This window comes from Roseovarius conchicola, from assembly GCF_041403425.1.
Lineage (GTDB): Bacteria > Pseudomonadota > Alphaproteobacteria > Rhodobacterales > Rhodobacteraceae > Roseovarius > Roseovarius conchicola.
Genome location: NZ_JBGEHK010000019.1, coordinates 1 through 11,703 on the forward strand (window position 1 = coordinate 1; position 11,703 = coordinate 11,703).

11 protein-coding genes are annotated in these 11,703 nt (G+C 56.7%); 3 read left to right on the top strand and 8 right to left on the bottom strand.

The features are described from left to right. The first annotated feature begins 131 nt into the window (after positions 1 to 131). Positions 132 to 407, top strand: a complete 276-nt coding sequence (locus tag V6N02_RS22205) for a hypothetical protein (protein WP_371229880.1) — start codon at positions 132 to 134, stop codon at positions 405 to 407. After that, positions 407 to 739: a type II toxin-antitoxin system RelE/ParE family toxin gene (locus V6N02_RS22210; RefSeq protein ID WP_371229883.1), complete on the top strand. Its 333-nt coding sequence runs from the start codon at positions 407 to 409 to the stop codon at positions 737 to 739. The genes V6N02_RS22205 and V6N02_RS22210 overlap by 1 nt, the downstream gene beginning before the upstream one ends. Before the next feature lie 473 nt (positions 740 to 1,212). Here the strand turns inward: V6N02_RS22210 and V6N02_RS22215 are convergent, their stop codons facing one another. From V6N02_RS22215 to V6N02_RS22250, 8 genes are all read right to left on the bottom strand, one after another. Next, positions 1,213 to 2,820, bottom strand: a complete 1,608-nt coding sequence (locus V6N02_RS22215) for a tripartite tricarboxylate transporter permease (protein WP_371229886.1) — start codon at positions 2,818 to 2,820, stop codon at positions 1,213 to 1,215. Between the two features lies 1 nt (position 2,821). Continuing rightward, positions 2,822 to 3,352: a hypothetical protein gene (locus V6N02_RS22220; RefSeq protein WP_371229888.1), complete on the bottom strand. Its 531-nt coding sequence runs from the start codon at positions 3,350 to 3,352 to the stop codon at positions 2,822 to 2,824. 71 nt (positions 3,353 to 3,423) lie between these two features. After that, entirely contained in the window at positions 3,424 to 4,380 is a 957-nt protein-coding gene (locus V6N02_RS22225; RefSeq protein WP_371229892.1) for a Bug family tripartite tricarboxylate transporter substrate binding protein, read from the bottom strand. Between the two features lie 63 nt (positions 4,381 to 4,443). Continuing rightward, positions 4,444 to 5,295: a 5-oxoprolinase subunit PxpA gene (pxpA, locus tag V6N02_RS22230; RefSeq protein WP_371229894.1), complete on the bottom strand. Its 852-nt coding sequence runs from the start codon at positions 5,293 to 5,295 to the stop codon at positions 4,444 to 4,446. Positions 5,296 to 5,320: 25 nt separating this feature from the next. Beyond that, positions 5,321 to 7,465 (bottom strand): DUF3604 domain-containing protein, encoded by a 2,145-nt coding sequence (locus V6N02_RS22235; RefSeq protein WP_371229896.1) that lies wholly within the window; start codon positions 7,463 to 7,465, stop codon positions 5,321 to 5,323. Between the two features lie 118 nt (positions 7,466 to 7,583). After that, positions 7,584 to 9,098, bottom strand: a complete 1,515-nt coding sequence (locus V6N02_RS22240) for a tripartite tricarboxylate transporter permease (RefSeq protein WP_371229899.1) — start codon at positions 9,096 to 9,098, stop codon at positions 7,584 to 7,586. Between the two features lie 5 nt (positions 9,099 to 9,103). Continuing rightward, positions 9,104 to 9,580: a tripartite tricarboxylate transporter TctB family protein gene (locus V6N02_RS22245; protein WP_371229903.1), complete on the bottom strand. Its 477-nt coding sequence runs from the start codon at positions 9,578 to 9,580 to the stop codon at positions 9,104 to 9,106. A 39-nt stretch (positions 9,581 to 9,619) separates the two neighbouring features. Beyond that, on the bottom strand, positions 9,620 to 10,573 hold the full coding sequence (locus V6N02_RS22250; protein WP_371229905.1) for a Bug family tripartite tricarboxylate transporter substrate binding protein: 954 nt from the start codon (positions 10,571 to 10,573) through the stop codon (positions 9,620 to 9,622). Between the two features lie 120 nt (positions 10,574 to 10,693). Between V6N02_RS22250 and V6N02_RS22255 the strand changes: the two genes are divergently transcribed. After that, complete coding sequence (locus tag V6N02_RS22255) at positions 10,694 to 11,593, top strand: LysR family transcriptional regulator (RefSeq protein ID WP_371229907.1); 900 nt, start codon at positions 10,694 to 10,696, stop codon at positions 11,591 to 11,593. Positions 11,594 to 11,703 lie beyond the last annotated feature (110 nt).

Here is an 11,703-nt window from a genome sequence, read left to right on the forward strand (position 1 = left end):
TTCTCCCCTGCGACTTGGCGAACGAGCGGGTGAAGCCGTCAGCCTATCTGTCCCTGCGCTGGCCTGAACCTGAACGCCATTGCCAATGGACGTCCGTCGCGGTAGTCTGTTGGAATACCAAAGGAGCCGACATGAGCGTTCAGAAACAGACCGTCAGCTTTACGGATACCGCCTACGCCTTCGCCAGAGAACTGGTCGAGGCCGGGGAGTATCCAAACATGAGCGCGGCGGTCTCCGGAGAATTGGCGAAGGCCAAAGCGGAACGTGAGCGGGAAAGGTCCGTTCTCGAGGCAGAACTGGAACGGCGTTTGTCACTGCCACTCGATCAGTGGGAACCGGTTGGCGAAGCCACGAGGGTGACTGGAAGTGCCCGAGAACATCTGGCTGCTTTGACGCAAAGAAACTGATGCACTTCGTCCGGCACCCGTTCTTCGAGCGGGATCTCATCGGCATGGTGGATCACATTGTCGACGTGACAGATGGGGATGTTGCGGCAGCAGAGCGTCGCCTTGATGAAGTGGATGTATTGTTGGACTCGATCGCGTCCAATCCAACCTCTGGTGTGCGACTGTCGGGGAGGCTCAGAGGTTGGCTCGTGCGCCACGGTGGGTCCGGCCAACGCCTGACCATCGTGTTCAAACCGGATGTCGCAGCCGGTATCATCTATCTCGCGCTCGTCGCCTTTGGTGGCCGTGACTGGGTGAAACTGGCATCGGCGCGAAAACAGTTTCAGGAATAGCGACAGATCGACCAGTCAGGGCGACAGCCGCAGGTAACGCTGGTCGCACCCTACTCGTCAGAGCATTGATGGTCGCCATTCGCGAAATTACCCGTCAGCCTTGCCGAAACAGCAAAAGGGAGCCACGTTTCCGCGGCTCCCTGCTCGGTTGGTCTGAGACCCAACCGTCCTGCTCGATATGTCGTGACCTTCGGTCAGTGATCAGGCGACCAGCGACAATCCGGCACCTTCGCTCTGCTCCCGCTCGCCATTGTCCACAAACGGGATGATCGAGAAGGTCTGACCGCCGCGCTGTTCTTCGTTCTGCACGGCATTTACCAAACACCCAGGTTTCGCGCGCTGCCATGGGAGGATGCCGTATGATCCACCCGTCACCCCGAGGTGCCAGATCGATCACTGCGGCCAGCCTATCAAGTTCGGCGCGCCCGCAAGAGCCGGAAGTGGTGTGAATTATGTTCGAAGCCGAGATTCCGTCAACTCAGCGTATCCTTTAGTGTTTCAGCATCTTTCTTCTGTGAGGCTCGTAATATGATCGCAAGCGAGGTCAGGAGAAAAAACAACGCGATTGGGGATTTGAGCAAGAAGTATGGGTCACCACCTGAAGCGGAGTAACCACTGCGAACCAACTCCTCCAGTTTTGGCGAGAGGATAAACCCGATCACGAACGGCAGAAGCGAGATATCCAACCGCCGCAGGACATACCCAATCAACCCAAACCCAAGGGCGGTGAATACCGCGACAAAACCACCGTCCTGCGCATAGGCCGCAGTAAGCGTGATCAGCAAAACCAATGCCGGGGTGATCGTGGTAGGGATCTTTGCCAGCAACCCCAACGACAGCATCACGTACCGCCCGATGGACCAGTTAAAAATATTGCCAAAGACCATCAGCGTGAAAATACCAAAGGCGATCACAAGCTCTTCGTTCATAATGGTGCCGTAGTCTTCGATCACTTTGATTTCCGTGAAACGAAAGACCTGTGGGCCGAACGTAAAATCACCAATCGATTCAACGGCAAGGATCAGGAAAACAGCAGCAAAGTTGCCGGGTATACCAAGGCTCATCACAGGGATCAGATTGGCACCGGAAACGGCAGAGTTGGCTGCCTCTGTGGCCGCGATTCCTTCTGGCTCACCGGTTCCGAAACGGTCCTTATTAGGCGATTTCTTTCGCGCCACCTCGTAGCCGAGCGTTGCGGCAAGGGTTGTGCCAATGCCGGGCAGCGCCCCGATGCCGGTGCCAATCGCCGCGGATCGGCCGATGGTCGGAAGCAGGCGCCGCACATCCGGCCAACGGAAACTCTGATCCCCCGGGGACACGAGGTTCTCCAAATTGCTCTGGACCTTGTGGTTACGGGTTTGGTCTTCGATCGCCGTGAATACCTCACCCAGAACCAGAACACCCAGCACGGCGGATGTCAGTGGCAGGCCGTTTCCAAGGTCCGGAATATCAAGTGCCATCCGTGCGCCGTGCCCGGAAAGAGTCGTCCCGACAAGGGCCAGCAGCATTCCGAACACCCCAGTCAGCAGACCCTTGGTCACTGACCGCCCCGAGACTGCCGCCATGAACGACAACGACAGGATGATGAGGGCCGCCTTTTCCGGCAGATCCAGAGCGGCTTCAATAGAGATGGCGAGCGTGGGAGCGGCGACAAACAACGCAATATCGGAACACGTGTCGCCTGAGACGGATGAAAAATGTGCTATCTTCATCGCTTTGACCCCCTGGCCCTTGCGGGCCATCGGGTATCCGTCGAGCGTTGTCAGATAAGCATCTGGTGTCCCCGGCGTGTTGAATAGAATGGCCGGGACAGCGCCACCGACGGTCGCCCCTTTCATGACCCCGATCAGGAAGCCGAGCACAGGCAGTAAGGCGTCGTTGTCGGTGCCAAAAATCGAAATGAGGACTGGCAGTGAGATTGCCATGGCAAACGGGCCATTCAATCCCGGGGTTGCGCCGATCACGATCCCAAGGATCAGCCCGACAAGAACCATCACAACGGGAAGCCAGATGAAAGCACCTGTCGAATCAAAAAAGACGCTTTGGACCCCAAGGGTGATATAGGTGAGCGCAAGTTCCAAATCAGTAATCCGAATTGGGCGGCAACTGGACGTTGTTTAGGGCAACGTCGAAGACCAGAATAAGGACGGCGATCAGGACAAGGCTCACAAGCACGGCGCGCATACTCGCTTTGCCCTCCGCCCAGAAGATAAGTGTACAGGTCAGAAAGCCGCCTCCGACGGCAAAGCCGACGTATTTGAAAGGCACGGTGTCAATCAGTTGGCGATAGGTGGCTTCCTGACCCGACAGGGCAACGACGAACGGACCAAGCCAGTACATCAACGCTAGGCAAATACCCACAATGACTGCAAGAACGCTGAGGAACTTCAGGTTATCCAATGTGATGTATTGCGCGTTAGTGCTTGTCTCGCCGCCGAGGCGCAATAGAACGCCCTGCAACACCTGCACCGCCGCCAAAACAGCGATGAGAATGGCCAGGATGACAGGAAAGAACGCGTCGCCGGGTGCGGATTTGCCTGCAATTGTCGTTTCTAGAAAACCCCCTTTGATGTCGTTGGGAAACCAGAACGTCAGCGCAAACAGCGCAAACACAAGGCCAAACAGACCAATTCCGATTTCCCAACGCCGTGTCATGTGCAGTTCTCCAGTACGTTGCGGTCCAGTTAGTTTCCGAACTGGGCAAGCAGAGATTCGTAGACACCCTTCTGCGAGGACAGGTAGTTCGACAGCTCGTCACCGGTCAAAACAACTGCCGCAGGCGGGTATTGCTTGGCAATGAACTGTGCTGTCTCTGTGGAATCGTCGGTGATGATCCCTACGACTGCATCGGCAATGGCATCCCGCGCCTCATCGGGCAGACCGGCCGGCGCGGCAAGAGTGAACTTGAAACCAAATGTTTGGGGAATGCCCACATCCGCGAGGGTTTCACCATCGGGGTTTTGCACCAGCGATTCACTTTCGGCCGAGGCCAGAATAACAATCTCGCCCGCCGCAACCAGACCACGCTGTGCCCCGCCGGCCCAAGCCAGGTTTGCATCTTGTGCAACCAACGCGTTGACCCCTGCTTTGCCACCGCTACCGTTCACATGGTTGACCTCGATGCCAAGATGCTTGGCGACAACCTCTGAGGCGAGTTGTGTCAGCGGGCTGACGTTGGTCCAGACGATCTTTTCACCGGCCTGTGCGGCTGCCTGAACATCCGCCAGGGTCTTCCACCCGCTGTCGGCCCGCGCAAGGACACCAAACTGAGAGGCTGCGGTTGTCGTGATATAGGTGAAGTCTTCCAGTGCGATGGAGTCGTTATTGATCGTTCCATAGCTGAACGTTGTATCGATCGCCAAACCAATGGTAAGGCCATCCGCCGGGGCATCTTTCATGCCTGCGGCCATCACTGCGCCGCCTGCACCGGCTACATTCTCCGGGATGATGCGCCAGCCATGTCGGCCTTCGATTTCCGTGGCAAGAAGCCGTGCCTGGGTATCCGTGCCACCACCGGCGCCAAAGCCGATCAAAAGCTTAATGGGTCCCGACGGTGCCCAGTCTGCGACAGCAGCCGTTGCCAGTGTAGTCATGAGCACCGCGGTTGCGGCGACCGTTTTGATCCTGTTCCTGAGTTTCATATCGTCCTCCTATTTACATTAGGTTGGTAGTGTGTGATCTTCGGAAATTCATCAGTTCGCGTCTCACTCAAATGAGGCGATCTCGATCCCCGCCGTTTGCAGCCCTTTGATAATGTCGCGCCCCATCTCCGCAGCGCCCGGCGTATCGCTGTGCAAACAGACCGTATCAGCCTCAAGCGGCACCATTGCACCATCGAACGCTTTGACCAATCCTTCCGTCATGATGCTGATGATTTGCGCGACAGCCTGATCTGCGGATGTCAGCAACGCATCGGGATGATTGCGGGGCAGGATTTGTCCGCTGCGGTCATAGCCACGATCTGCAAAGCACTCGCGCGCTATCCTCAACCCCGTCGTCTGAAGCCGTGGCAGTGTGGTCGTTCCGGCAGGTGTGACAATGATGATCTCAGGGTCGAAGATGCGCACCGCATCGGCCAGGGCATCGCAGGCCCAGTCCTCCGCTGCCACGTCGAAATAAAGCGCGCCGTGACATTTTACATAGCGGATTTTTTCGCCGTGGGGCTTTAGCAAGGCACTCAGCGCGCCGAACTGGTAAAGAATGCAGGCGGTTATTTCTTCCTTTGTCATGGCTATGCGGTGTTGCGCAAAATTGAACATGTCAGGATAGGACGGATGCGCCCCGATCCGAATGTTCCGCTGCAGCAGCCCGGGGATCAGACGCGCCAAATGAACCGGATCGCCTGAATGCAGCCCGCACGCAAGATACGCCGAAGAGATCAGGGGAATAAGTGCCTCATCCGCCCGTTCCGAGACATGCCGCGGGTGCAATCTGCGTCCGGATTCGGGCAGCGTGATATCTTGAAGAACGTCAATCGGAATGCCGCCGGGATCGATTGCAAAACCTTCACCAAGTTCGGTGGTCAGGTCGACTGTCGTTTCAACGCTTTCTTGCATCCTGCTGTTCTCCCACGTCTCGCCGCTATGCCAGTGTCAAATAGATCGGGCTTGTCCATGCAATGTGGCCGTCTTCGAACACCACGCGGATGAATAGGCAGCGTTCAGAACCGGGAGTCAGGTTGACCGGGACGGTGTGGGTGGCGGTGGAGGGCAACTCCGCGTCGGGCAGCCGCATGACACAAACCGCTTTTTCAAGACCACCGCACTTTTGGACCAAATCCTCCGTGCCCAGGTTCGCCAGATCGATGGTAAAGTCGGTTTCATTGCTGTTGAACGCGATCTCGCCTGAGGTGGCATCATCCAGCCACAAATCAACCGCATGCGACCCGCCTGTCGTGACGTAGCTCCAACTGGCCGATGTCTCGTCCGAGGTTACCCCGCAGTCCGCATTCCAGAAATTGACTGCCTGGGTTTTCAGCAACCTCACGTTTGTGAGGCCAAGGTTTACATCCCAATCTACGCGACGAGAGCGGCCCCGGTATTCAGCACCCTCACATTGCACGCGTATGCGATTGCCTGTGGGACGTTCCTCTGCAGCAACCTGAATGTGCTTGATCACTTCCAGACCGTCTTTGACCTCGATCCGTTCAATCCCGGAATGTGCTGAAATGTCGATTTCCAGATCAACGACTTCGTTGGAGCAGGTGGCGATATCGCCAATATGGGCGCTCTCAATATTATCGCTATCACCATGGAACTTACGTAAGGCACCGTCGGTCAGATTGTTAACACGAACATCAATATAGGGACGGCACCCTGTTGTGGCGTAGTGACGGCGATGACGGAAGGCGTCAAACAGATCGTCCCGCGTCAGGTCCGGCATCAGGTGGCAGGTCAAACCGCCCAGCGATCCGAATTTGCCGGACCCCGGATAGCTTGCGCCAATGCGGCCCTTGTGCCCGTCAGACGCGGCCACGATGCCAACACGATAGCCTGCGGAATAGGCGTCTTCGAAGATCCAGTCAAAGGTGCCCCAGGCCGAATGGACTTCGACAGAAGGTTCCAGTTTCGCGTCATGGGCAAAGGACACATCGGCATATCGGCCACCCACATGGGCCACAATCAGTGCGTCTTCGTCCTTCAGGCGGTCGAAAAGCTGATGGGCGTCGATACAGGTGTTTTCGTCTGTAGATTCGTCCACGATCAGGGACCGCTGCGCGCGGTAAATTGGCCGCCCCTCGGTGCGGAACCAGACATTGTGGTCGCCACCAACAGAAGTGTTGCCGGACCACTCATAGCCCGGCACCGTCACATAGCGGCCAGGTTCATTCAGTTCCGCCGTCAGGTCGTTGAGTTCCTGCCAGAACGTGTCGGTGATCTGGAAATCGTTGCCCTGATGGCCGCAGATGTCGATGAAGGCCTTGTCACGGCCAAATTCAAAATACTGGCGTGCGGTGTTCGTACCGATGGTCTCGCCACTTTGCCCGTGCATGTCGGACCAATAATGCCGGAAGGGCGTTTCGGTTGAGGAGCGCAATGTGTTGGACTTGGCCACCACGTTACCAGCGTCGTCCCGCATTTCGACAACCAGATCGCCGGGTTCATCCACAGACAAACCCTCCAAACGGACCGCTCCGCAATTGCTTTCCGCCATGTTGACCGTTTCCGGCAACCCCTTAACGGGGGCAGAGGCGCGCAGGCTGTACACGCCCTTGTCATCCGGTGTCGGGTTGCCCCAGCGGTCCTCGGCCTTCAGCCCAAGAGCAAAGCTATCCCCAACCTTGCGCAAGCTTGGCAGAACGGCTTTGTGGACGGCCGCCGGGCCAGGAACCAACTGCACTTTGGGCTGCCGGTCCAGCGGCATGACGGTATAGTCATAGGTCGAAAAGGCATCGACAAAGACACGCCATTCATAGGCGTGTTCCACGAAGGTCTGCATCCGGATACCAGGCGAACCTTGCGAAGGGTCACCCATTGTTACCGTGATCGTGTCGCCTTCGGACAGGAATTTCAGGCACTGGATATAGAGTGTATTGCCCCAGGGCCGGATATTGCTGTTCTTGCGATACCAGTATTTCAGCCTGGCACCGTTTGAGACGGTAATCGTCGTATATCCCGGTGCTGTGGGGTCTTCGAATTGCGGCGGCGTCTGGTCGGATGCCGACCGGATCGAGATCTTAATCCCGCCCAGATCGTCAATCCCGAAATGCCCTGCCGTGTATGTCAACGTCAATGAGGTCCAAGACCCGCATACGAAGGGACCAGATTTGTCCAGTGTGGCGGATCCCATCAAGTCGGGGCGATATGTATTAGACGGCATTCTTGAACCTTTTCTGGGTTTCTTATCAGGCGTCGCTGAGAGGCGCCTTGATCGAGGGTTTTCTGAGTGAACGGATGCGGAACCACAGCGCGCCAACACCCAGCAGGATGAATGCCAGCGCGATCGGTCGGGTGAGGAAGATCAACACACCGCTATCAGACAGCAGCAGGGACTGGCGGAAGGCTTCTTCGGCACCGCCGGCCAGCACAAAGCTGATCACAAAGGCCGCAGCGTTGAAGTTATAGCGTTTCATACCCCAGCCGACGAAGCCAAAGAAGATCATCACGCCGACATCAAACAGGCTACCGCGCGACACATAGGACGCAATGACGGCAGTGATCATGATCAGCGGATAAAGGATATTCGTCGGAATGCGCGTGATGAAACGTCCGATGTAGGACGCACCGAAATACCCGACCAATCCGTAGGCGACGATCCCGATCAGACCGCAGGCAAACAGCGAATAGACCAGTTCTCGCGAGGTAACAAACAGGGTCGGACCGATCTGGATGCCGTGGATCAGGAACACGCCGACAAGGATCGCGCCGATGGTTGACCCCGGAATACCAAGCGTCAGTAGAGGTGCCATCGACGGGCCGGACACTGCGTTGTTGGCGGCCTCGGGGGCGGCGATGCCCTCCAGCGCGCCCTTGCCCCATTTTTCGGGGTTTTTAGCGCGGCGTTTGCCTTCTCCGTAGGCGACAAAGGCAGCAATGGTCGAACCCAGTCCCGGCAACATGCCGATCAACGATCCGATGATCGAAGAGCGGAACACATGCGGCAAACAGGGCCGGTATTCCGCCCAGGTCAGACGATTTCTGTCCCGCGCGTCCTCGTCATCAGGCAGGTCCGTCATCTCTGGCGGAATGCTACGCTTGGCAAGTTGTTCAAACACCTCACCCATGACGAAAATCCCGATCATCAGCGGCACAAGCGAAATGCCGTCCGACAGTTCGATCTGACCGAAGGTGTAACGCTCGGTCCCGGTGATGGGATCGACGCCGACCATTTTTATCAGAACGCCAAGGGCGGCGCTGGCCAAACCCTTGAAGATCGAATCCCCGATCACAGAGCCAATGACAACAAAGGCCGCGACATACACAGCGAATAGTTCAGGCGGTCCCAGTTTCAGCGCGATTGCCGCGATGAAACCAATTCCAACAATCAAGAGCATTTCGCCGAAGAAATCCCCGATCACAGAGGAGACGGTCGCAACCTTCATGGCCTTTGACGCCTGCCCTCGCTGGGCCAAAGGATAGCCGTCAATTTGGGTCGCGGCAGATGCTGCCGTTCCCGGCGTATTGAACAGAATTGCCGCGATGGAACCGCCGTAGCGGCCAGATTTGCCAATCACGTAAAGAAACGCCAGCGCCGCGAGCGGATCCATATAGTAGGTCAGGGGCACCAGCATGGCGATGGCGGCTGATGCTGTCAGCCCCGGCACGGCCCCCACAACCATGCCAACAACGGCGGCGGCAAAGACCCAGGCCAGAAGAACCGGATCAGTCAGAACAGTCGCAAGACCGATGAAAATATCCACGTACTTCAGCCCTTTATGACGTCAAGAAGGTCAAACCACTGACCGTAGGGAGGGAACACACCCAGAAGCTCGAAAAAGATCAGGTGATAGATCGCAGGCACAACAACCGCCGCAATCACCAATCCCACCGGATTGCGAACACCAAACATCGCTAGCGCCACCGGAACCACGAGGCCGGTGGCGATCAAGTATCCCAGCTTTCCGATCAGCCACAGGTAGGCACCGACCAGCCCCAAGAGCAGAAAGGGACCTCGCAGGCCACCTTTCTTTTTCTCAGGTGCAGGACGCGCGTCGGTTCTGGATGCGCTAAAAAGCTGAAGCGCACCCAATAGCAATAGCGCACCGGCACTCATTATCGGAAACGCGCGCGCACCCGTCTGACCGGAATAGTCTGGTTCGATCTGGAAACTGGCGGCAAGTGCCGCCAGACCGATCGCGAGTATCACGCTGCCAATGACAACGTCTTCTTTGATCCGTGACATGCCAAACCTCCGGCATTGCTGGTTGGGACAGGCTGTCGATTAGGACAGGCTGTCCACGATCGCCTGCGCGTCATCTCTCATTTTCATCAGCTTGGCGCTGACTTCCGAGCCAGAGAGGAAGATCGGCTTGTTGCCGCGATTTTCCATTTGCTCGGTAAAGGCATCGCTGGCGGCCGCTGTCTGAACCGCAGCCTGCAACGCTTCAATGACGTCGTCTGGCGTGCCCGCAGGCGCAAACACAACGATTGGCGAGCTGATCACCGGTGCGTCGATACCCAACTCAGCAAAGGTAGGTACATCCGTCGCAAACGCGTCACGCTCACTGTTGACCAATGCCAAAGCACGCAGCTCATCTTTGAAACCTGTGGCCTGCTGAATGCCAATCATGCCGAAGTCGACCTGACCACCGATCACGGCTGCCCGTGTGTTAGAGCCGCCTTTGAACGGCACATCGACGCCAGTGATACCAGCGGCATTCATGAAGCCCTGACCCGCAACGTGGTGAAAGCTACCGCGTCCGGTGTGCGCCCAACGCAGGCCGCCCGGATTTTCTTTGGCAGCGGCGATCAGGTCATCCATCGTTTGGAACGGGCTGTTGGCCGGCACCATGACAGATGTGGTCAGGTCGCCTACTTGTGCGATTGGCACGAAATCCTCGAAGGGATCAATGTCGATGTCCTTCATGATTGAATTCAAGACTAACGACCCGGCGGATGTGATCAGGATCGTCCCCCCATCGGCATTGGCCCGGCTCACTTCGGTTGCGCCTGTTATGCCCGAAGCACCGGGCTTGTTCACGATGACAATTGGCACAGGCAGCGCATCGCCAACCGCCCCTGTAAGTGCGCGCGCAATCGTGTCGGTTCCGCCACCGGCACCGTAAGGCACCACTGCGTTGATCGGGCGGCGCGGCTTCCACTCAGCCAGAGCCGGCGAAGCCGTCATCATCATCGCCGTTGCAGCGACACCGCCGAGAAAATCTCTTCTTTGCATTTCTCACTCCCAATTTTGTTTCAAATCGCTCTCGAATCTTTAGTAGTTGATCCAAACACATTGATAAATTAGAATTAATGGATCATTTCTTTCATAAAATGGAACAAGTCCTAAAACATTATGAATATCAAAGCTCTCAGGCTGTTCGTCTCGATCATGGAAAATGCAACTCTGTCCCGGGCGGCCTCTGATCAGAACATCAGCCAACCCGCAGCAAGCAGGATGGTCCGCATACTTGAGGAGCAGGTTGGCGAAACCTTGTTTTTCCGATCCCGAAAGCGATTGCTGCCCACACCCGAAGCGGAAATTCTGTTGCTTGAGGCAACGCGGATCCTCAGTTCAATCGACAACATCCCCAAGGTGATTGCCCAGAACCGCACGGAAACCATTATACCTCTTCGTATTCTGTCACTGCCACGGATCGTTAACAGTTTGGTTATTCCCGCGCTGGCCGCCTTTGATAGCCACGACAGGAGTCAAAAATACAAAATCGAGGTTTGCCCGCGCCGCGAGTTTGGACGGCGCCTGTTGCACGGCAACTACGACGTCGGCGTTTCTACATTCCCGATCCCGGTTGAAGTTCCCAGCACCCGGTTTCTTGCTGAAGCCGAACTCAAGATCATGCTGATGCGCGGACATAGCTTGGCAGGTCGCGCGTGTCTGACGCCAGAAGATTTAAATGCTGAACGCTACATCGCTCTGGACCGGCATACTGTCGTGCGGCTTGCCGTCGACAAAGCGCTTTCGCTAAACGAAGCCAACCTTGAGGTTGCTCATGAGGTCTCGAATTCAGATGTCGCGCAGTCGATGGTACGGGATGGCCTCGGCTTCACGTTTGTAGATCCTGCCGCAATCGCGTCCGAATTCCGCGATCAGATCTCGCTTGTTCCCTGCTCTCTGGCACCAAGGATCAAACTGGCCTATTTCCTGCCCGAACAGCAAGTTGTCCATCCAGCTCGAGATGTGTTCCTAGATCAACTGGTCAGAGCCAGTGAAGCGCAATATGGTGGCGCCCCCTAATCAGATGGTTTGGTTTGATTGTTGGTGCTTGACTTGATTGGAGCTCACCCTTTTCTGGTCCAGGCGTCACCCGCCTTTGAAGCCGCAACCCCGATGTTGTCGCTACCGCG